Source organism: Rhizobium sp. BK538, assembly GCF_014197575.1.
Classification (GTDB): Bacteria; Pseudomonadota; Alphaproteobacteria; order Rhizobiales; family Rhizobiaceae; genus Rhizobium.
The window spans coordinates 208,031-228,330 of sequence record NZ_JACIFT010000001.1; the positions used below are offsets into that span (position 1 = coordinate 208,031).

Annotated in this window: 20 protein-coding genes and 2 pseudogenes; 16 read left to right on the top strand and 6 right to left on the bottom strand. The window is 58.6% G+C overall.

The annotated features are described in order from the left end of the window. Positions 1-3 precede the first annotated feature (3 nt). A complete protein-coding gene (locus FHX09_RS01020; protein WP_246699361.1) occupies positions 4-1,185 on the bottom strand; it encodes an O-antigen ligase family protein in 1,182 nt (393 codons plus the stop codon). Positions 1,186-1,370: 185 nt separating this feature from the next. Then, entirely contained in the window at positions 1,371-2,150 is a 780-nt protein-coding gene (locus tag FHX09_RS01025; protein WP_165933026.1) for a glycosyltransferase family 25 protein, read from the bottom strand. 490 nt (positions 2,151-2,640) lie between these two features. Here FHX09_RS01025 and FHX09_RS01030 point away from each other — a divergent pair, with 490 nt between their 5' ends. The 3 genes from FHX09_RS01030 to FHX09_RS01040 all read left to right on the top strand — a co-directional run bounded on the left by FHX09_RS01030 (position 2,641) and on the right by FHX09_RS01040 (position 5,011). After that, positions 2,641-3,414, top strand: a complete 774-nt coding sequence (locus FHX09_RS01030) for a DeoR/GlpR family DNA-binding transcription regulator (RefSeq protein ID WP_007801638.1) — start codon at positions 2,641-2,643, stop codon at positions 3,412-3,414. Positions 3,415-3,466: 52 nt separating this feature from the next. Next, complete coding sequence (locus tag FHX09_RS01035; RefSeq protein ID WP_184449077.1) at positions 3,467-3,925, top strand: YbaK/EbsC family protein; 459 nt, start codon at positions 3,467-3,469, stop codon at positions 3,923-3,925. Positions 3,926-4,015: 90 nt separating this feature from the next. After that, on the top strand, positions 4,016-5,011 hold the full coding sequence (locus tag FHX09_RS01040) for a Tim44 domain-containing protein (protein WP_184449079.1): 996 nt from the start codon (positions 4,016-4,018) through the stop codon (positions 5,009-5,011). A gap of 19 nt (positions 5,012-5,030) precedes the next feature. Here the strand turns inward: FHX09_RS01040 and FHX09_RS01045 are convergent, their stop codons facing one another. Beyond that, complete coding sequence (locus FHX09_RS01045; RefSeq protein ID WP_132588274.1) at positions 5,031-5,696, bottom strand: J domain-containing protein; 666 nt, start codon at positions 5,694-5,696, stop codon at positions 5,031-5,033. Between the two features lie 446 nt (positions 5,697-6,142). Here FHX09_RS01045 and panC point away from each other — a divergent pair, with 446 nt between their 5' ends. After that, positions 6,143-7,018, top strand: a complete 876-nt coding sequence (gene panC, locus FHX09_RS01050; RefSeq protein ID WP_184449081.1) for a pantoate--beta-alanine ligase — start codon at positions 6,143-6,145, stop codon at positions 7,016-7,018. Next, entirely contained in the window at positions 7,018-7,839 is an 822-nt protein-coding gene (gene panB, locus FHX09_RS01055) for a 3-methyl-2-oxobutanoate hydroxymethyltransferase (protein ID WP_184449083.1), read from the top strand. Before panC ends, panB begins: the two co-directional genes overlap by 1 nt. Before the next feature lie 36 nt (positions 7,840-7,875). Here panB and FHX09_RS01060 read toward each other — a convergent pair whose 3' ends face one another. Further along, on the bottom strand, positions 7,876-9,087 hold the full coding sequence (locus FHX09_RS01060; RefSeq protein WP_132588025.1) for a TIGR03862 family flavoprotein: 1,212 nt from the start codon (positions 9,085-9,087) through the stop codon (positions 7,876-7,878). 199 nt (positions 9,088-9,286) lie between these two features. On the opposite strand from FHX09_RS01060, the pseudogene FHX09_RS01065 reads away from it, so the two are divergent. After that, positions 9,287-9,436, top strand: a pseudogene (locus FHX09_RS01065) (IS630 family transposase); the annotation flags it as partial. A gap of 283 nt (positions 9,437-9,719) precedes the next feature. Here the strand turns inward: FHX09_RS01065 and FHX09_RS01070 are convergent. Continuing rightward, entirely contained in the window at positions 9,720-9,923 is a 204-nt protein-coding gene (locus FHX09_RS01070) for a DUF2735 domain-containing protein (RefSeq protein WP_184449085.1), read from the bottom strand. A gap of 486 nt (positions 9,924-10,409) precedes the next feature. On the opposite strand from FHX09_RS01070, the gene FHX09_RS01075 reads away from it, so the two are divergent. The 6 genes from FHX09_RS01075 (at position 10,410) to FHX09_RS01095 (ending at position 16,248) form a co-directional block, all read left to right on the top strand. After that, complete coding sequence (locus FHX09_RS01075) at positions 10,410-11,450, top strand: glutamine synthetase beta-grasp domain-containing protein (RefSeq protein WP_007795602.1); 1,041 nt, start codon at positions 10,410-10,412, stop codon at positions 11,448-11,450. A 239-nt stretch (positions 11,451-11,689) separates the two neighbouring features. Beyond that, a complete protein-coding gene (locus tag FHX09_RS01080) occupies positions 11,690-13,636 on the top strand; it encodes a tetratricopeptide repeat protein (protein WP_184449087.1) in 1,947 nt (648 codons plus the stop codon). A 125-nt stretch (positions 13,637-13,761) separates the two neighbouring features. Continuing rightward, positions 13,762-13,893, top strand: coding sequence for a hypothetical protein (locus tag FHX09_RS30265; RefSeq protein WP_007795609.1), 132 nt, complete (start codon positions 13,762-13,764; stop codon positions 13,891-13,893). Between the two features lie 11 nt (positions 13,894-13,904). Further along, complete coding sequence (locus FHX09_RS01085; RefSeq protein ID WP_132588022.1) at positions 13,905-15,164, top strand: YcaO-like family protein; 1,260 nt, start codon at positions 13,905-13,907, stop codon at positions 15,162-15,164. Then, complete coding sequence (locus tag FHX09_RS01090; protein WP_132588021.1) at positions 15,161-15,907, top strand: TfuA-like protein; 747 nt, start codon at positions 15,161-15,163, stop codon at positions 15,905-15,907. Before FHX09_RS01085 ends, FHX09_RS01090 begins: the two co-directional genes overlap by 4 nt. Positions 15,908-15,978: 71 nt before the next feature. Continuing rightward, positions 15,979-16,248 (top strand): hypothetical protein, encoded by a 270-nt coding sequence (locus FHX09_RS01095; RefSeq protein WP_007795619.1) that lies wholly within the window; start codon positions 15,979-15,981, stop codon positions 16,246-16,248. Positions 16,249-16,278: 30 nt separating this feature from the next. Here the strand turns inward: FHX09_RS01095 and FHX09_RS01100 are convergent, their stop codons facing one another. Beyond that, positions 16,279-16,671, bottom strand: coding sequence for a helix-turn-helix transcriptional regulator (locus tag FHX09_RS01100; protein ID WP_007795623.1), 393 nt, complete (start codon positions 16,669-16,671; stop codon positions 16,279-16,281). Between the two features lie 337 nt (positions 16,672-17,008). On the opposite strand from FHX09_RS01100, the gene FHX09_RS01105 reads away from it, so the two are divergent. The 4 genes and pseudogenes from FHX09_RS01105 to FHX09_RS01120 all read left to right on the top strand — a co-directional run bounded on the left by FHX09_RS01105 (position 17,009) and on the right by FHX09_RS01120 (position 20,219). Further along, on the top strand, positions 17,009-17,647 hold the full coding sequence (locus FHX09_RS01105; RefSeq protein WP_184449089.1) for an ABC transporter permease: 639 nt from the start codon (positions 17,009-17,011) through the stop codon (positions 17,645-17,647). 37 nt (positions 17,648-17,684) lie between these two features. Next, positions 17,685-18,032 carry an ABC transporter permease gene (locus FHX09_RS29545; RefSeq protein WP_184449091.1) on the top strand — a complete coding sequence of 116 codons (348 nt, stop codon included), beginning with the start codon at positions 17,685-17,687 and terminating at the stop codon, positions 18,030-18,032. Between the two features lie 90 nt (positions 18,033-18,122). Further along, positions 18,123-19,236: pseudogene (locus FHX09_RS01115) on the top strand (ABC transporter permease). A gap of 107 nt (positions 19,237-19,343) precedes the next feature. Next, positions 19,344-20,219, top strand: coding sequence for a hypothetical protein (locus FHX09_RS01120; protein ID WP_132588018.1), 876 nt, complete (start codon positions 19,344-19,346; stop codon positions 20,217-20,219). Positions 20,220-20,300: the final 81 nt, after the last annotated feature.

Below are 20,300 nucleotides of genomic sequence, written 5' to 3' on the forward strand. Positions count from 1 at the left end.
CCCCTATCCCTGCACGCGGACGGGAACTGCGTTAGGCAAATCGGCAGTGTGCAAAGGAACGTCACTGCTGTGGGCAACGGAGCCTGAACGCAGTCTTATCGAACAGGCAAAACATGTGGCCGCAAACAGCAGGGCGTAGGATTCGCCCAGGGCAAGCCGGTTGTTCGAATTGCTGAGGATAGTGAAGGCGAAGTAGACCGCAAACGTCAGGTAGCAAGCAAAGGTGCTCTTGCTGATGATGCCTGCCGAGGAGGCCCGGTAAACACGATAGATGGCCGACACAACGATCAGCGCCAATATCGCCAGACCGGTGAAGCCATAGCGGACGAGGATCTCGAGGTAGCCGTTGTGCATCAGCGTGTAGGTTACACCGCGATAAGGGGTCGTTTGCCAGATGGTGAGCCACGTGTTGCCGTTGCCAAACGCCGGTGCGACGGAGATGACGTCGATTGCATTGGCCCACAGCTGCAGCCGCTCATCCAAGGAGATCGGCGTCTCCGAGGAGGCGATCGCGTCCTGCAGGACGCGTTGCACGGAAACACCACTATCCAATCGATCAACGATCCCCACAACGGAACTAAACGTTGCAGCTCCGAAGTGCGCCACGTTGTCGCGAACCTCGTAAATCCCCCACGACAGGAGCAAAAGGCCGCTCATGGCGGCGGCAAGCACTGTCTTTCGCCGGAGGTAGAAAAGGGTCGCTGCCACCATCAGGCCAAGAGCTGGCAGTAGTGCCAGCCATACGCCCTTGGACTTGGCGCCGTAAATGTTGAGAATCGCCAGGCCGATCACCATCACGGCAATCGCTGAGACAACTGCCTTGGTGCGCGTTGAGCTGCCAATCTCCCATTGATGCAGGGCCCAGTAAAACGCCCCGATGAAGATAAAGCCACATCCGACCGCGCCGTGAATAGAATTATGATGGAAAGCAGGGGAGATCCGCTCTCCCGCCAAGATCGTCGATAGCGGCGTCGAGATGATCAGGAGGACAAGCGCGCCGCAGAAGAAAGCCAGCAAAATTGGCTTGATGAGGTTCCAGCTCGTATGCAGCGCCACGCCCATCGCAGGAAAAAAGATCGCAAAAGCGTAGAGCCACTCCGACGCGCCTCTTTCACCGTCTACGATCAACCCGAAGAGAAACCTGAACAAAGCTAAGAAACCCCAAGCCACGCAGACGATCGCCAACCAGTCGGTCAGCGATGCGCGCAGAGGGACCTTACGAAGCATAAGGGTCAAGGCCATGAGCAGGATGGCAGCATATCGATAGACGTCGCTCTCTATCAACGTGACTGACATCATCCCTAGCCATAGAATGGCGATGACGAAGTCGAGGGTTGCCGGCTTCGTCTGGCTGCGAGGTACAGATACTGTCATGAGAGTGCATACCTTATCCGGCGCGCATATTCGATCAAGCGAAGAAAATGCGTTCCGATCTTGCGGGCGCCTCGCAATTTCACGGCACGGTACTGAGCCCTGTTGGCAATCTGGCTCACAGCTGAGCGTTCGGATAGTTCGACGATATTCTGCCGAACGGTATAGATATTAACGCCAGTCTTCCATCCGCGCTCAAGGGTCATATCGAAGGGGAATTCGATATCGCCCGCGCTTTCAAGCAGCTTTCGGGCGCCTTCGCGCGTGACCAAATAGCAAGCCGCTGAACCCTGCGGACCGTGCAAACAGCGCCCAACAGCATCTCCATACTCCGAGATGGCGACTGTCCGACACCATTTTGACCTGTGATTGAGCAACTTTACGACCTCGGCGGACGGGACTGCTCTTAAGATCGCAGCTGCCCTCGGCGTGAAATCCTGACGCAATTCCACGTCATCTTCCATAATGATGGCGTTTTCGTAGCTGCTTGAGAGAAAGGCCTCCAATGCCCTCATATGAGCACGATAGCAACCGTATTCCCCGGGCAACATCTGTCGGCCGTTCCGACGCAGAAATTCTTTCTCGTTAAACCCGGATCTTTGTGCCGCAGGGATTGAACGTCCATCCACACCTGGAACTCTGTCGATCTGCATTCCGGCCAGAGTTGCTTGCGACGAAACCTCCGCCCATCGCTTGGAAGAGCTGTCCATGTTGATCACGTAGGCACCGATCAAACGTTGCAAACGCTTCATCCCTGTTGCGGTGTTCAATTCGAGCATTTGATCCGCGTCACTTGTAGTACTCTTTCGACCCTTGCCTTGCCCTTTGCTTTCGAGGCCTAAGGGAGACTGCAACGGCACAGACCGCTTTCGATGGCTTGAATGGATCATATTTCCGCCCATTCTTATCTACAACAGCTTCTGCGTGTGTATCCACATTTGTGGGCAAAGACCATGCTTCGGCCACAGCAAACTCGAAAGGCCGGGACGCATCCCATGGCAGTTGCAAATTCAACGCGGGTGTCTCCTACATTCGTATTGGCGCTTCTTGCAAGCCCGATGTGCAGCGGGTGCTCAAATTCCCAATAGTTTTGAAGGTTCGTTATCGGCTTTACCGTCGGGTCCTCGGTGGTGAAGCTGACAGTGGGGGCACTTAAACCGAAGGTGCTATCTTTCTCTTGAGCCTGATGATCGCTCTTTGCGCCCGCCTGAGCCTCTGTTAAGCATTCTAACTCTGCGAAACGAAACGCAAGCGAAAGAGACCGAACTCATGTTCCTGAGCGATCGCCAGACGGAAATAGTCGGGATGGCCAAGTCGAACGGCCGCGTTTTCGTCGAGGAGCTGGCCGCGCATTTCTCTGTTACGCCGCAAACGATCCGCAAGGATCTGAACGACCTCTGCGACGCCCAGATTTTGACGCGCGTTCATGGTGGCGCCACATTTCCAAGCGGCACCGAGAATGTGAAATATGAGGCGAGACGCCAGATCGCAGCGACCGAAAAGCAAGCGATCGGTGTGGCCGCCGCTGGGCTTATCCCAAATAACGCTTCGCTTTTCATCAATATCGGCACCACGACGGAGGCCGTCGGCGAGGCGCTGATGAACCATCATGAGCTGATGGTCATTACCAACAACATCAACGTTGCCAATCGACTGAGGCTGCTTCCTACAATCGAGGTTGTCATAGCCGGCGGGGTCGTGCGCGGCTCTGACGGCGGTATCGTGGGGGAGGCGGCTGTCGATTTCATTCGGCAATTCAAGGTGGACTATGCCGTTATCGGCGCATCGGCGATCGACGAGGACGGAGCACTGCTTGACTATGACTTTCGCGAGGTGAAGGTCGCGCAAGCAATCATCGCGAATGCGCGGCACGTCATTCTGGTGGCCGATTCGACGAAATTCGAACGCACTGCGCCCGTTCGCATCGCCCAGCTTCCACAAGTACATACCTTCATCACCGATCGGTGCATTACGCCTTCGATCCGTCGCCTGTGTCAGGAAAACAGCGTGAAGTTGATCGAGACTGGATCAGCGCATGGGTAGACACTGGCAATTTAGGGTTCATTCGGTCCTTGTCCTGCGCTAGCTTTCGCGCATGAGTCTAGAAACCGTCCGCGCATTCCTCAGCGCACATGCTCCCGATCTCGAGATCATCGAAACCGCCGAAAGCTCTTCGACCGTGGCGCTGGCCGCGGAGGCGCATGGGGTCGATCCTGCTCAGATCGCCAAGACGATCTGCCTGCGGGTCGGTGAGGAAACGATGCTGGTCGTTGCCGGCGGCCTGGCGCGGCTCGACAACAGGAAGTTCAAGGACACCTTCGGAGGCAAGGGCCGGATGCTTGGGCCGCAGGAGGTTGTGGAGGTTACCAGCCATCCCGTTGGTGGTGTCTGCCCCTTCGGCTTGCCAAGGATTTTGCCGATCTACTGCGATGTTTCGCTGCGGCGATTTGATGAAGTTGTGCCAGCTGCCGGGTCCACCAATTCGGCCGTGCGCATATCGACCGAGCGCTTGGCGCAACTGACAGGGGCGACCTGGGTCGACGTCTGCCAATAAAGATCGGCGCGCCTAAAGCTTCAAACCCGCGAAGCAATCCCTATATAAGCCCCTGACATGCGTTGTTTGTCATGACAGGAGAGAGATTGGATGCCTCGTGCCGTTTCGCGTTTTGCCAAGATTGCGGCGATTGCCGTTGTGACAGGCGCTACCGTATTTGCCTCGATCGGCGAGGCCGATGCGCGCCGCGCCGGCAGCTCCGGATTCGGCAGCCGCGGCACGCGAACGTTCCAGGCGCCGCCTGCCACGAGCACGGCGCCTTCGCCGGCTGCCCCGATTGAGCGCTCGATGACGCCCCGCCAGCAAACCAACGCGCCATACGCCGGTCAGCAGCCACTCGGCACGCAGAGGCCTGGCATTTTCAATGGTTTTGGACGATCGATGATCGGTGGCCTTATCGCTGGTGGCCTGCTTGGCATGTTGCTCGGCCACGGTTTCGGCGGCGGCTTCGGCTTCCTCGGCATGCTGTTGCAGGTCGCCCTGATCGCCATTGCGATTTCCTTTGCCATGCGTTTCTTCGCCAATCGCCGCCAGCCGGCCTACGGCGGTCCCAGTCGCCCAACCGCCAGCAACATGGCTTCCGGCGGTAACGCGTCATTTCAGATCCCGTCGATTGGATCGGGGGCAGGTTATCAACAGCGGCAGTCAAACGCGAAACCGAATGACGAGCTCGGCCTAGGTCAGCGCGATCTTGACCGCTTCGAGCAACTGCTGACAGAGGTGCAGACCGCCTATGGCGCCGAAGACTACGGCACGTTGCGCCGCCTAACGACGCCGGAAGCCATGTCCTACCTTGCCGAGGAACTCGGGGAGAATGCGACGAACGGCGTGCGCAACGAAGTGTCGAATGTCAAGCTGCTGCAGGGCGACGTTGCCGAAACCTGGCGGGAGGATGGCACGGAATACGCGACGCTTGCGATGCGCTATTCCTCTATCGACGCGCTCGTCGAGCGGGCGAACGGCAAGCTCGTCAGCGGGGACAACACTCGACCGACAGAAACGACGGAAGTCTGGACTTTCGTGCGCAGGGGAGGGGACGAGTGGAAGCTCGCCGCAATCCAGGGCACAGAGCAGCGCGCCGCGTAACCCACGCGGCGAACGCCCTTCAACCCTCTTGAGCAGCGGGGACGACCCAAAGTGGCCGGTCGTCACGCTTGTTGCGCAAGGCCGGCGCTGACTGATCCTCGACGGCGAGGCCCTCCTCGCCTTCCTGAACATCCACTTCATAAGTGTAGTCGTAGAGCATTTCGCATGCTCGCTCGCTGGCCTTGATCTTGGCTTCGGTTTCGCCGATCGCTGTCGAAATTGCCTTGATACGGGCACGCAGCATGGAGCCAAGAATGTCGGTCGCCGGTCGCTTTTCCAGCCTTTCCAGATGATGCTCGATGCGCGAGGCATGGCGCTCGAGTTCGCGTTTGCTAAAACGCGCCTTGCGCATTTCCTCCGACAGGTCAGATCGCATGCGGGTGAGCGGATCAAACGTGCCGGGCTCGCGCTCGTCCAAGGTCAGCTGATTGACCAACTTTTCGATGACCATAAGGGCTTGCAAGTCGATGGCGTCTGCGAGCTCAACGTCGTAGCCCGTATCATCGAACACCTTCCTGCGGACTGGATCCAACAAGAGCTCGTAAGCCTTCTGCACACGGCTGAATGCCTCCGGATCGCCCCCGGAGTCGGGATGCGTCGCCTTCGCGCGGCGCCGATACGCCGCCTTTACCTGGTCATCGGTCGCATCTCGCCGGACGCCGAGAATCTCATAAGGATTGGTCACCATCCCTCCGTCGCTGTTCGGACATTGCCGTGCCACCCATGAAGGGTATTCGTCCATCGAGGCTTTCTTCTACTATCACTGGGGCAGAGTTTGGACAAAAAGAATAAACAAAGTCGCACGAGGAGATCGCCAGATTGCGCAACGCAGCCGCGTGACGATCGTCGCGAGGATTGGCGCTGCGAAAATTTGTGACCCATGTGCACATGATGTGCGATTCGGTCACTCGGGGTCCCATTGCAGTGGCCTTCGATTCGACACTGATGCACATGGAGCCTGGCAAATATTCCCAATCGCTTCATCGCGGCCGCGCAAATAACGCGTGCCCAGCATACTGCTTAATCGTTATAATCGCGCAGCCCGCGTTGACGGTTTTCGTCAAATCGCGTTCTATCCGCCACCATTTGTCCGGCCGGCTCGGCGGGTCCGACGAATTCGGAGGAGGTTTTATGCGCGTTGTCCGCACGATAGCTGAATTGCGCGATCGGCTTAGCGCCTCTCGGCGCGACGGCAAAGCGATCGGTTTTGTACCCACCATGGGATTCCTGCATATCGGTCACATGGAGTTGGTCGCCCGCGCACGCTCGCAGAACGAGGTGAGCGTGGTCTCGATCTTCGTCAATCCGCTGCAGTTTGGCGCCAATGAGGATCTCGGCAAGTATCCGCGGGATCTGGCGCGCGACAGCGCGATGCTCGAGGCTGCCGGCGTCGACATCCTGTTTGCACCTGAAGAGAGCGAAATGTACCCGCGGCCGATGCTGACGCTCGTTGATGTCCCGGCACTCGGAAATCAACTGGAAGGGGAAGTGCGACCCGGGCATTTCGCAGGTGTGGCGACCGTCGTCACGAAGCTTTTCAATCTCGTGCAGCCCGATCGCGCTTATTTTGGCGAGAAGGACTACCAGCAGGTGGCGCTTATCAAACGGATGGTCGAGGATCTCGCCCAGCCGGTTCGGGTTGTTGCCGTCCCGACGGTGCGCGAGGCCGATGGGCTTGCTTGCTCATCGCGCAATGTCTACCTCAATGAGCGGGAACGGGCCGCGGCCGTGGTCGTGCCGAATGCGCTGGCAGAAGCCGAGCGGCTCTATGCCAAGGGTTGTGATAGCCCCGAGGAAATGGAGGCGGCGCTCACACGGTTCATCGCGGTGGAACCGCTTGCTACGCCCGAAGTGGTCGCCGTACGCCATCCTGAAACGCTGGAGCGCTTGTCTTCGCTGCAATCGGCGCCAGCCCTTGTTGCGCTCTTCGTGCGGATCGGCACGACGCGGCTCCTCGACAACAGGGTGATCGGGATCAAATCAATCAACAATTCGAGGGCGGCATAGTGAGCATCCATGGCAAGCAGAAGCGGCTGACGACAGCAGCGATCCGGGCGATGAAGGGCAACGACCGCATCGTCTGCCTGACAGCCTACACGACGCCAATCGCCCGCCTGCTCGATCAGCACTGCGATCTTCTCCTGGTTGGCGATTCCCTCGGCATGGTGCTGTACGGCATGGAGACGACGGTTGGTGTGACACTCGACATGATGGCTGCTCATGGCGCCGCCGTCATGCGCGGTGTGTCGCATGCCTGCGTCATCGTCGACCTTCCCTTCGGCAGCTACCAGGAGTCGAAAGAACAGGCGTTTCGCAACGCTGTCAGACTGATGCAGGAGACCGGCTGCGATGGCGTCAAACTGGAGGGCGGCGAGGAAATGGCGGAGACGATCGCCTTCCTGACCGCGCGAGGTGTGCCGGTTTTTGCTCACGTCGGGCTGATGCCGCAGTTGGTCAATACGGTCGGCGGTTTCCGGTCGCTCGGACATTCAGACGAGGAGGCGGCAAAGATTCGCCGCGATGCACTGGCGGTCGCAGAAGCTGGCGCTTTCGCTGTCGTTGTCGAGGGAACCGTCGAACCTGTCGCCCGCGACATCACTGCTTCGCTTAGCGTGCCGACCATCGGTATCGGCGCGTCGCCTGCCTGTGACGGGCAGGTACTCGTGTCGGACGACATGTTGGGGCTTTTCAACGACTTTAAGCCGCGCTTCGTCAAGCGCTTTGCCGAATTGAGCCCGCTGGTGTCGCAAGCCGCCCAAACTTACGCCGAAGAAGTCCGCTCCGGCCAGTTCCCGGCCAAGGAACATACGTTCCAGCCGAAACGGTAGCGTTGGGCAGCTGTGTCGATGCGGGAAATAGCAGACCTAGCGCCGGCCGAGCCAGGCTTCGATTCCGCGGGCCGCTGCCCGGCCGGTGGCAAAGCATGCCGTCAGGAGATAGCCGCCGGTCGGCGCCTCCCAGTCGATCATTTCACCGGCGACGAAGAGGCCGGGCAACGCCTTCAGCATGTAGTTCCGATCAAGCTCGTCCCACTCGATGCCGCCTGCCGAGGAAATCGCCTCGGCGATCGGGCGGGTTCTTCGAAGGGGGATGGGCAAGGCCTTGATCAGACCGGCCAGTTGATGGGGATCGCCGAGATTTGTGGCGCCCGCAAGCTCGCGAAGTAGCGCCGCCTTTACGCCGTCAATGCCGGCAGCCTTCCTGAGTCGGTTCGATAGACTTGCCTTCGGATCCTGTTTTCCAAGTTCACGGGCGATGCGCTCTCGCGTGCGTCCCGGAATTAGATCGACGTAAAGTGTTGCGGCTTCGCCAGCCGTCAAGCTCTCCCTCAATACGGCCGTATGGGCATAGACGAGGCTGCCCTCGATACCATGCCGGGTGATGACGAATTCTCCGGGGATCGTTCCCGCCGACGAGGATGCCGTGACCGATTTGACGGGCTCGCCCGAAAATCGATCTCGCAGATACTCGCTCCAATCGACATCGAAACCGCAATTGGCGGGCTGAAAGTCATCGACTGCGATGCCTTTCTCCCTGAGCCAAGGCAGCCAGCTTCCGTCGGAGCCGAGGCGGGGCCAGCTCTTCCCACCGAGCGAGAGGAGTGCCGCGTCCGGCTGGATCACGTTTACGCCCTTCGGCGTTTCGATGAGGTAGCCCCCGCCAGAGAATCCTATCCACCGGTGCCGGGTCAGGATCTTGACGCCTTGGGTCTCAAGTCTAAGCAGCCAGGCACGAAGAAGCGGTGAAGCTTTCATGGCTATCGGAAACACGCGCCCCGAGGATCCCACGAATGTTTCCGTACCAAGTCTCGCCGCCCAGGCTCTGACATCGGATGGCTTGAAGCTGTCCAGTGCGTCGCGCAAGCGGGCATTTGATGCGCCGAAGCGTGACGCGAAGCGCTCGTAATCCTCGGAATGGGTGATGTTGAGCCCGGACTTGCCGGCAAGGAGAAATTTTCGCGCGACTGTCGGCATGGCCTCGTAGACCGTGACGGCGTGCCCTTCCAACGACAAACTTTCCGCGGCCGTCAGGCCCGCCGGGCCGCCGCCGAAGATCGCGATTTGCTTCCTCACCATCAAAAATCGCCCGGGATCGATATCGAGGACCCCTCATGGCCTGCCCGAGCGCGATGCGCAAGAGTATCTGCTGGAAACGGACCGCGCCGACGGCGCGCGTCGCTTGGCACCTGGGACAGTCCCCTGAACGCGGAATCGGCATTTGGATGACAGTCGCTCTTTGACGTGATTCCCTGCGCCCTTGAATCAGGCGGCAATGATGGCACGTGCAGTGAGCGATGACCTTCGCAGTCGTGTTCTGGCGGCGCAGGCAGGCAGGATGTCGGCGCGATCCGTTGCGTCGCGGTTCGGGATCGGGATTTTTACGGCGATTGCCTGGATCGCACGCGTAGGGCAGGGTCAACTGACTGCGGCAAAACAAGGCCGACTGCTGGCTCCAGACTGGACGCGCATGGAGGCGAAAGGGTCCTATGGCACCAAGGTCGAGTCCAGTGATTTCCGGCCGGGGCAAACCCGGCAAAGCCGAGGAGCAGCATCGGCGGGCAATCGACGCTTCGCCCTTGGACGTCACGGGCAGGTACTTGTAAGCCTCAACTAGAGCGCCGCGTTGGGAGCGGGCGACTTCGCGGGACCCCGGCTAAACTACGTCGCAGTGCTATGCCGTCCGGCGCAGGGTCACGATCAAGAAAAGGTCAATCCACGATGCGGGGCGTGAACTTTGGCTGTGCTGGCTCTGCTGTTTCTTTGATGGCCTCGTCGTGATACCAGCAGCTTTCATAGACCGAAGGGATCATATCCCGTTCCATATCAACTGCCGGGCGACGCTCCGCCGCAGCAAAACGCTTCGCTGGAAACGCGTAAATTGTTGCCGTCTCGTGATGCACACCAATGGCCATAAAGTGCCTCCTTGCTCATCGACGCCCGAGGACGATAACACGACCATAACAGAACTGCACAGTAATTGCGCGATCTGATTGAAAAACATGCACAAGATGTTGGGATTATGGGCATTCGAATCTGCCGGCATTTATATCGGAATCTCAGTTGGTATAAAATATAATCATATGCACAAAAAATAATCGCCTGAGTTGAACTGCGAAAAAAATGTTGCAGCCTTCTCCGGTCGCGTCGGCCGAACTCACGCTCCGCAACTGCCTTCGGCAGCTAACTGCTTGAGTCCGCAGCCAGTTCCACGCTCGGTCATCTCCGTGGAGCAAACTCGGTCAGTCGGCTTGTCGGGCGCTCTCGATTGGCTAGCGACATCATCGCACACAAACTGGCACGCCACGTGCATGTAATTTGGCATCCCTTCGCGGCCTGGTCGCTTCAACGGTCGGTTCGCTTGAGGATTTGCTCACGATTTATGTTTGAGAGACTCGCAAATGACCAAGTATAAGCTCGAGTACATCTGGCTCGATGGGTACACCCCGGTACCAAATCTCCGCGGCAAGACGCAGATCAAGGAATTCGACGCTTTTCCGACACTCGAGCAGCTCCCGCTCTGGGGCTTCGATGGTTCGTCGACGATGCAGGCAGAAGGCCGCAGCTCTGACTGTGTGCTGAAGCCCGTCGCGATTTATCCGGACCCGGCCCGCACGAACGGCGTTCTCGTCATGTGCGAAGTCATGATGCCGGATGGTGTTACCCCGCATCCGTCCAACAGCCGCGCCACCATCCTCGACGACGAGGACGCCTGGTTCGGTTTCGAGCAGGAATACTTCTTCTACGAGAACGGCCGTCCGCTCGGTTTCCCGGAAACCGGCTACCCGGCTCCGCAGGGCCCCTACTACACGGGCGTCGGCTACTCGAACGTCGGCTCGATCGCCCGCGAGATCGTTGAAGAGCACCTTGACCTGTGCCTCGCCGCTGGCATCAACCACGAGGGCATCAACGCCGAAGTGGCCAAGGGTCAGTGGGAGTTCCAGATCTTCGGCAAGGGCTCAAAGAAGGCCGCCGACCAGATCTGGATGGCACGCTACCTCCTGCAGCGCCTCACGGAAAAGTACGGCATCGACATCGAGTATCACTGCAAGCCGCTCGGCGATACCGACTGGAACGGCTCGGGCATGCACTGCAACTTCTCGACCAAGTTCATGCGCGAAGTTGGCGGCAAGGCTTATTTCGAAGCCCTGATGGCGCAGTTCGACAAGAACCTGATGGACCACATCAACGTTTACGGCCCGGACAACGACAAGCGCCTGACCGGCAAGCATGAAACGGCTCCGTGGAACAAGTTCTCCTACGGTGTTGCCGATCGTGGTGCCTCGATCCGTGTTCCGCACTCCTTCGTCAAAAATGATTATCGCGGTTACCTGGAAGATCGTCGCCCGAACTCTCAGGGTTGCCCTTACCAGATCGCTTCGCAGGTTCTAAAGACGATCTCGGAAGTACCGACGGCTGGTTTTGCTTCGGCCGCGGCCTAAGCTAGCGAGTTGCATGCACTGCAAATGGCGTCGATCGAAGGGTCGGCGCCATTTGTTTGTTGGTGACGTCAGCGGACCGAATCACGGCGCAATAGCATTTCAGGCGCGGCACTTTTCCAGTAGGTTGCGTGCCAAAATCATCTACCGGTTGATAAATTCAACCGGACAAGCATAATCCTTTTGCGTTGCCATTGTTTGTCCCTATACTCGCCATCGGATTCTCCAATCGCGAGTTGCTCGTGACAGGCAAACAGAACCGTCTTCTCCGTTTACTGGGAACGCCCGCGCTTTTCGCGCAGGGCAGCGAGATCGTCTTGCCGGAGAAGGCTTACGCGTTGCTCGCTTTTCTGGTAACTGCACCGCAATACGCGATGGAGCGGGAAATCCTGCGGGCGATCCTGTGGCAGTCGGATCAATCCAAACAGCGAGCCGGCAGCCTGCGCCAGCTTCTGGCGCGGATTGATCGCAGCATTCCCGACAGCCTGCCGCGCTTGCTCAAGGCGACGAATGCGCATGTTTCCTTCAACCGTGATGATTGGGACGCAGACGTACTGGTCCTCAGCGATACGGCGGCGCCCTTGCCGCGATCGGCGTGGGAGCTGCTTGGCGGTGATCTTCTCGAGGGGTTCAAGGCGCCGACGATCGAGGCCGAAGAGAGAATTGTCGTCGAGCGTCAGCGCATCGAGCAACGCCGCGAGGCTCATATAATTGCGCTTCTCGAAACGCCAGAGAAACGCACGTCCGACGACATCCTGATGCTTGCAGGCTCGCTGCTTGAGGCGGATCCTGCGAACGAAGTCGCTTGCCGAGCGCTGATGCAACGGCACGTGGACGCCGGTGATCTCGCAGCCGCACGTCAGGTGTATTTGCGCTGCCGCAACGAGCTGAAGGCTGAATACGGTGCGGAGCCGGATGGCCGGACCCTGGCTCTGGCGCAGGAGCTCGGCATCATCACGCCAGCCTCGCTTGCAGGCCCCTTGAAAGAAATACCCGGCAACGTCCCTTCTGACCCAGTGGGTCAGCCGCGGGTCCTCATTCTGCCGCCGGATACGATCTTGTCTGACCCGGTGCTGCAGCGTGTCGGGCGCGCGCTTTTGGAAGAGGTCACGATCGGACTAAGCCAGCAGCGCGGCTTCAAGGTGATTGCTGCGCACACGAGCCTGGAAATCGTCAATCGCAGTCTCGCTGGCGATCCCTTTGTGCCGACGCCGCCCGAGCTGCGGTTTGATTATACCGTCTATGTTACGATCCACGGTCGCGAGGATGACATCTATTCCACGTGCCGACTGACGAAGAATTCGACGGCCGAAGTGCTCTGGGCGATCGACCTGCCGCTTGCCATGCAGAAGGTCAACCAATCCTTCGCTCAGCTTGCCCGACGTATTGTGATGACGCTCGCCGACACCATCGAACGCCGCGAGCTTCTGGATATGACGCATGACGTCAATCCGTCGGCCTACCGCCTGTACCTTGAAGGAAAGCGGCTCGTTTCGAAGACCGATCTTCAGCACCTGCGCCAGGCGCGCAAATGGTTCAAATCAGCGCTCTCCCGCCACGACAGGTTTTCATCGGCTCACGCTGGAATGGCCCGCGTGCTCGGTATGGAGTGGCTTGTGCGCGGGATGAAAGAGACGCAATTGCTGGAGGAGGCGGACCGCTCCGCCTGGCTTGCTCGTGACAGCGACCCGAATAGTGGCAGGGCGATGCGCGAATTGGGCTTCGTCGCTCTTTATCGCCGCCGCTTCGACGATAGTCTCGAATTTTTCGCCGAAGCGCAGATGCTGAACCCGAATGACGCCGACATTCTCGCCGATCATGCGGATGCCCTGCTGCATGATGGTCAAAGTGACCGGGCGCTGGAGTTGAGCCTGGCAGCGCTCAAGCTCAATCCGTTGCCACCGGACTATTACTACTGGAATCTCGGCGGTATCCATTTCGTGCAGGAAAACTATGCAAAGGCGATCGAGGTCTTGGATCGCGTCAAGGATCGCCCTGCGACCTCGCGCCTTCTGGCTGCATCCCACGCCAAGAACGGTGACCTGCGAACTGCGTCGCGCTATGCCTCTATCGTGCTCGAGAATTTTCCCGATTTCCGCACCGATGATGTCTGGCAATTCGTGCCGGACCGCAATCCGGATGACACCCGTCAGCTGATTGACGGCCTTCGGATGGCCGGATTGTCTTGAAGCGTTACACCTACGGTGCTTTGGGCGCCGTCCTGGCGCGAATCCTGGTCACGCCGAAATAACGCCAGCCGGCGCATGTTCCTCCTGTCCGCAGCACGATGCTGCTTCTAGCAGGAGATGACACAATGACGACCACCCAGATCAAGCCAGTTGCAGTACGCCTTTCCGCCGCCGCTCAAGCCGTCCTGAAACAGGAAGCCGTGCAGCTTGACACAAACGCCACGGCAAACATTGTTCACGCGCTGAAGTTCCGTTGAGGTCGATGCGAATGTCTGTTCAGACCGCACTCGAGCGCCTGGCGCAAGATCTCAGTCTTTCATCGGCCGGCATCAATAGCTATCACGACCGCTCACTGACGCCTGGGCAGACATTCGCGGCCATCAAACCGCACTTCAAGGAACTTGGCATTACGCGGGTGGGTTTGCTCACTGCGCTCGACCTCGTCGAGATCCCCGTTGCTTTCGCGACGCGGCCAAACAGCTACACGCTTTCAGTTTTTCAGGGAAAAGGCATCGACGAAGAGGCCGCTATGACTTCGGCTGCGATGGAAGCTGTCGAGACGCGCATTGCTGAGATGCAGCCGAGCGACCTGGTGATGGCGACGCTGCACGGAATGAAGGCCGAACATGCGCCGATGATCGACCTTGATTCGGTCGCGCGCTGCGTTCCCTCCGAGATCGGTTCGCAGCCGATCGCCTGGAGCGAAGGTCTGGACATCATGTCCGGCCGCCCTGTGTTCGTGCCCTGGCCGCTCGTCGGTCTCGATCATCGGGGCGTCCGTCCCTGCGGGTTCGAGCAGTCGAGTGATGGTCTGGCATCCGGAAATCGACCGGCGGAAGCTGTGCTTCACGGGCTTTGCGAGCTGGTTGAACGTGACGCCTGGGCACTGACGCAGTTGCGCCCGCACGAGCAACTGTGTGGCACGCGGATCGATCCGGCCGCCTTCGGCGATCCTGTCCTGGATATTGTCGTAGATCGCATCAGGCGCGCAGGAATGCGTCTCCTGCTGCTCGACATGACGACCGACATTGGCGTCCCCAGTTTTCTGGCAGTTATCATTCCCGGCAATCTTGGGGAGCGTGTGGATACGCGCTGGACCCATGTCTGCGGAGGATGCGGCTGCCACCCCGATCCTATTCGCGCAGCGCTCCGCGCAATCACTGAGGCGGCACAGAGCCGTTTGACCGCGATTGCCGGTAGCCGCGACGACTTTTCTCCGCGTCTTTACCAGAGGCTCGACAACGGCGGCCCGATGGAGGAACTCATCAATCTCTGCGACGAAGCGCCCGTCGCTCCCAAATTTTCTTTCGAAACGGCGCCGCGCAGCATCCAGGAAAATATCAGCCACATTCTCGATCGCCTGAAGGCGAAAGGTATCGATCAGGTGGTGGCCGTGCCGCTTCCCCACCCATGCCTGCCGGTTTCAGTCATCCGCATGATCGTTCCTGGCCTCGAGGTGGATGTCAGCGGCGAATTCATTCAACTCGGGTTGCGCGCCGTCAACGCTATGCAGGGAGCAATGCAATGAAGGTCATCTTCGCAGGCCCGAGCTTTGGCGCCGATATTGGCAGTCTTCGAGACGAGAACCCTTCGATCGACTTTCGCGGGCCGGCCGCGCGTGGTGACATATTGCAGGCCGTGCAGGACGGCGCACGGGCAATTGGGATTGTCGATGGCTACTTCGGGGAAGTGCCCTCGGTATGGCACAAGGAGATCCTCTACGCATTGCAGCACAATGTCGTCGTTGCGGGCGGCGCCAGCATGGGGGCGCTGCGCGCGGCCGAATGCGCAGCGTTCGGCATGGTCGGTCTGGGTTCGATCTACGAGGATTACGCGGAAGGTCGCCTGATTGACGACGAGGCTGTGGCGCTCGTGCACGCGCCCGAAGAATTCGGCTGGCTGCCGCTCTCCATCCCGTGGGTCGATTTTCAGCCGACGATCGACGGGCTGTACCGGCAGGGCGCTCTATCGCTTGCCGAACACAAGATGCTGTTGCTTGCCGGCCGCGCGCTTCATTTTTCGCAGCGTACCTATCCCAAGGTCGTCGAGGGCTGCACTTTCGCCAGTGGGGACCGCGCCAAGTCGATCCTGCGGATGATCCGAGCAGCCAAAATTGAGCGCAAGCGTCAGGATGCCGAACTCGTCCTGCAGTATCTGCAAGACGTGGAGTTTGCCGTTCAGGAGCGTGACTGGGGTTTTGCCGCCACCTCACACTGGGAGCACTTGCGGGCGGAAATCACGGGGGCCGTCACGCCTGTAACGCCCGAGTAACGCCTGACCAGAATGATGGATCTCGTTGAAGCCCGGAAGGCTCATCAGCAGAGAAGGTGAAGGCGGTGGCAATGAACATTCTGACGAGGGATGAGGGAACGGGTAGCGAGTATGCCAGAATATTCCGGTTACTCTCGGCAGCGAAAGATGAAGCCCAGAAGCTCAAGCTGCATAATTTGATGCACTTGACCAACATGGCTCTTCTTCAGGTCGTGATCGATTGGGACGGCATTGACCCCGAACGCGAGCTCGACGTCAATCTCGAAAAGCTGATCGGCAAGAAGACGCAGGTCGCAATGAAAGATGCCAGCGAGAACCTCGTGCTTCTCGACTGTCACTAACGTTCGGACCGTCCAACTCCGACCAGAAAGCTATTGAGCATCGTCCAGTTCCATGCCGGCAATTGCCTGCACGAGCTTTACGATCTTCTTGCGAACCTGTTCGTTCTTGATCGACAGAAACGCGGCGTTAAGCAATACGCCGTCACGGGAGACGACGAATTCCTCGCTGGGCGTGGGATTGTCGTTGGCGGTGCCGGGGTTAACGTCCTCGAAGAAAGATCGGACGTCGACATCGAGCGCGCCGGCAATCTCAACCAGCATGCTCGCGGAAACACGGTTGGATCCCTTTTCGTATTTTTGAATCTGTTGAAACGTGACGCCGACCCGATCGCCAAGCTCGGTCTGCGATACCTTCCGCATCAGACGCTTTATGCGGATCGTCTTCCCGACGTGAACATCAACTGCATGGGGTCCATCTTTCATGGTTCTCTCCTTCCAACGCCGGTTGTTGCGCGACTATTATGCTAGCGATCAACCTAACGGAGATAATTGATCGGATCAATTGTGTTGATTCGTTTTTATTTGGCGTCCTGGGCGTGGCACAACGCATTGAAGATGCGGCCATCCGGCAGATTCGTGATTATTGAAACGTCAAATTACTGTTATTGTTGTGATCAACCACAGATCGTGATCGGGTATTCGCTTCAGTTTGATAGGTCGGCATGCCGGCAAAGAAGAACTGGCTGCGAATGTGCAGACAGGCGATGCCGCGGGGCAAGCAGCGGCCGGTGGGCTGGGGCGACTTTTCGATTTTCGAAGGATGTTTGCCTACACGCGCTGCGAAGCGCTTGAACTCAGACGCGATCCCATTCGTGCGACGCTTGCGGTGGTCGGCAGTGTCATTTTGATGTTCGTCATTGGCTATGGCATCAACATGGATGTCGAAAACCTTTCCTTCGCTGTACTCGACCGTGATGACACAACGATCAGCCAGGACTACGTCTTGCAGATATCCGGCTCCCGGTACTTCGATGAAAGGCCGCCAATCATCGACTATGCGGATATGGACCGTCCAATGAGATCAGGGGAGCTCAGCCTTGCGATCGAAATCCCGCCCGGTTTCGGCGGGGATGTCTCGCGTGGACGAAGCGTCGAGATAGGGGCCTGGATCGATGGCGCCATGCCGAGCCATGCCGAGCCGAGCCGAAACGGTCCGGGGCTACGTGGAGGGAATGCACGCAGAATGGCTCGCGCGCAAAGCGCAAGAGCGGCCGGAGCCACGGCTGCCACCGCAAATTTTCAGCTGGACATTCGCTACCGCTACAATCCGGACGTCCAAAGCCTTGTTGCTATGGTCCCCGGTGTCATTCCGCTCCTGCTGATGATGATCCCCGCAATGCTGCCGGCCTCAGCGTCGTGCGCGAAAAGGAGCTCGGCTCCATCATCAATTTTTACGTGACCCCGGTTACTCGCATCGAGTTCCTGTTTGGCAAGCATTGCCCTATATCGCTCTCGCGATGCTCAACTTTTTCATGTTGAGCGCGTTCGCGGTATTCATCTTTCGTGTCCCTTTCACCGGCAGCTTCCTGACGTTCACCCTCGCAGCGCTGATCTACGTCACGATAACAACAGGGGGGCTGCTTATTTCAGCCTTCATGAGCAGTCAGATCGCCGCGATTTTCGGCACAGCCCTGATAACCCTCATTCCGGCAGTCCAGTATTCGGGTATGATCGACCCCCTATCATCACTACAAGGGGTGGGCGCCTTCATCGGGAAGATTTATCCCGCCGCCCACTTTGTCACGATCTCGTGGGGGACCTTCTCCAAGGCTCTGGGGCTTTAGCGACTTGGTCTATTCCTTCATGCCATTGCTGATTGCCGCCCCGATTCTGATGTGCTTAGCAGCGCTTTTGAAGAAACAGGCGAACTGACCATGCGTGTGGCCAGTGTTTATCGGCTGGGGATCAAGGAGCTCTGGGGTGTCGCACGCGATCCGATGCTACTCGTACTGATTATTTATTCCTTCACGGTGTCGATATACACGGCGTCGAACTCTCTGCCCGAAACGCTAAATCGGGCTGCGATCGCTATTGTCGATGAGGACCAGTCGCCGCTCTCCGCGCGGATCATAACGGCATTCTATTCACCCTATTTCGTTGTTCCGCGCGTCATTGCGCTCCAGGAGGTCGATCGCCGCATGGATGCCGGGCTGGACACGTTTGCACTCGTCATTCCACCGAATTTTCAGAGGGACGTGCTTGCTGGTCGATCGCCGAGCATCCAGCTGAATGTCGATGCGACGCGTATATCACAGGCGTTCACTGGCAGCGGCTATGTTCAGTCGATCGTCTCGGGCGAGGTTAACGAGTTCGTCAATCGATATCGCGGTGGCGAGCAGGTATCCGTCGCGCTGACGCTGCGATCCCGGTTCAATCCGGAGTTGGATAAGAGTTGGTTCGGCTCGATCAATAATGTCATTTCTTCAATTACGATGCTTTCGATCATCCTGACCGGTGCGGCACTGATCCGCGAGCGCGAACACGGCACGATCGAGCATCTGCTCGTCATGCCCATCACGCCGCTGGAGATTATGCTGAGCAAGATATGGTCGATGGGTCTGATTGTCGTTGCCGCCTCCACATTCTCCCTGATCTTTATCGTCCAGGGGCTGCTCAAGGTGCCAATTGAAGGCTCCTTTGCACTCTTTGTGATTGGTACTGCACTTGTCGTATTCGCCACCACCTGCCTGGGCATTTTCCTTGCGACCGTCGCAAGGCTCGATGCCGCAGTTCGGCTTGCTCCTGATGTTGGTGCTGATCCCCCTTCAGTTGCTCTCCGGCGGTACGACCCCGCGCGAAAGCATGCCTGAGATTATCCAGAACAGCATGCTCGCAGCGCCAAATACGCACTTCGTGATCTTATCGCAGGCCGTTCTCTTTCGCGGGGCCGGCCTTGCCGTGGTGTGGCCGCAGCTTGCCGCGCTCGTGGCGATTGGCGCCATCTTTTTCGATCTCGCGCTGCGCCGCTTCAGGCAGTTCCTGCGCTAAGCGGCGATCGACCGGCAGATTCAAGTATATTAACGCCCGGATATGCTTCCTCAAGTTTGTTCGTTGTGCCAGAGATTGCTGGTCTGACAACAGGAGGCGTACTTTTCTTGACGATCGGGTTTGCACATGCCGAATTGATAGCCGTGCTCGTTGCGGTGACAGGCGGCGAGCCGCGTGTGATGACGATCCGGTCCGGAGAGGCTCTACCTTCTGGGCCGTTCGAAATGGGGCATCGTACCCTGCAGAGTGGTTTGCGTGAATGGGTTCAGGAGCAGACAGGCCATCCGGTCGGCTATCTGGAGCAGCTCTATACCTTCGCTGATCGCGACCGAAACAATGAGATCCTCGGCGGCAGGACGATCTCGATCAGCTATCTCGGTCTGGTCCGGGAGCAGGCCGCAACAGGCGCTGGTGGGCCCGCCTGGCATGGCTGGTACAGCTATTTTCCCTGGGAGGACTGGCGCGCCGGACGCCCTGCGGTCCTTGACGATATCGTCGCGCATCTCGTTGCGTGGGCAAAGCGCGACCCCATCCGTCAGGAGGAGCGGATGCGTCGGACGAATGTCGCTTTTGGATTGGGCGAGGTCGCGTGGAACGAAGACCTGGTGCTGCAGCGCTATGAGATCCTTTACGAGGCGGGTCTTGTGAAGGAGGCTGGCTGCCTGTCGGACGTAAATCCGGGTCGGCCGATGTTTGCCGACCATCGGCGCATTCTTGCAACCGGCATTGCGCGATTGCGGGCAAAGATCAAGTACCGGCCCGTTGTCTTCGAGTTGATGCCGGAGAGCTTCACCTTGCTGCAACTGCAGCGCAGCGTTGAAGCTCTGGCTGGGCTAACGCTCCACAAGCAGAATTTCCGACGGTTGATCGAGCAGCAGGAACTGGTCGAGGAAACTGGCGATACGACGAGCGAAACGGGTGGTCGCCCCGCGAAGCTGTTTCGCTACCGCTGTGAAAGCCGCGAATACGAGTCACAAATCTAAACGGCCCCCGGTGACGGCCGAGATTTTACCCTCTTGCGTCATTTCATGCTCCTCAGCTCTGAATAATATCCGGGAACTGGA

What these genes read in the sequence shown, in the direction of transcription:
- FHX09_RS01070 (WP_184449085.1), bottom strand. Translation starts at nt 9,923, where the DNA reads ATGGCCATTGGTGTGCATCACGAGACGGCAACAATTTACGCGTTTCCA.
- FHX09_RS01095 (WP_007795619.1), top strand. Translation starts at nt 15,979, where the DNA reads ATGAACATTCTGACGAGGGATGAGGGAACGGGTAGCGAGTATGCCAGA.
- FHX09_RS30265 (WP_007795609.1), top strand. Translation starts at nt 13,762, where the DNA reads ATGACGACCACCCAGATCAAGCCAGTTGCAGTACGCCTTTCCGCCGCC.
- FHX09_RS01030 (WP_007801638.1), top strand. Translation starts at nt 2,641, where the DNA reads ATGTTCCTGAGCGATCGCCAGACGGAAATAGTCGGGATGGCCAAGTCG.
- FHX09_RS01060 (WP_132588025.1), bottom strand. Translation starts at nt 9,087, where the DNA reads ATGGTGAGGAAGCAAATCGCGATCTTCGGCGGCGGCCCGGCGGGCCTG.
- FHX09_RS01075 (WP_007795602.1), top strand. Translation starts at nt 10,410, where the DNA reads ATGACCAAGTATAAGCTCGAGTACATCTGGCTCGATGGGTACACCCCG.
- FHX09_RS01025 (WP_165933026.1), bottom strand. Translation starts at nt 2,150, where the DNA reads ATGCTCGAATTGAACACCGCAACAGGGATGAAGCGTTTGCAACGTTTG.
- panC (WP_184449081.1), top strand. Translation starts at nt 6,143, where the DNA reads ATGCGCGTTGTCCGCACGATAGCTGAATTGCGCGATCGGCTTAGCGCC.
- FHX09_RS01040 (WP_184449079.1), top strand. Translation starts at nt 4,016, where the DNA reads ATGCCTCGTGCCGTTTCGCGTTTTGCCAAGATTGCGGCGATTGCCGTT.
- FHX09_RS01035 (WP_184449077.1), top strand. Translation starts at nt 3,467, where the DNA reads ATGAGTCTAGAAACCGTCCGCGCATTCCTCAGCGCACATGCTCCCGAT.
- FHX09_RS01100 (WP_007795623.1), bottom strand. Translation starts at nt 16,671, where the DNA reads ATGAAAGATGGACCCCATGCAGTTGATGTTCACGTCGGGAAGACGATC.
- FHX09_RS01085 (WP_132588022.1), top strand. Translation starts at nt 13,905, where the DNA reads ATGTCTGTTCAGACCGCACTCGAGCGCCTGGCGCAAGATCTCAGTCTT.
- FHX09_RS01090 (WP_132588021.1), top strand. Translation starts at nt 15,161, where the DNA reads ATGAAGGTCATCTTCGCAGGCCCGAGCTTTGGCGCCGATATTGGCAGT.
- FHX09_RS01105 (WP_184449089.1), top strand. Translation starts at nt 17,009, where the DNA reads ATGTTTGCCTACACGCGCTGCGAAGCGCTTGAACTCAGACGCGATCCC.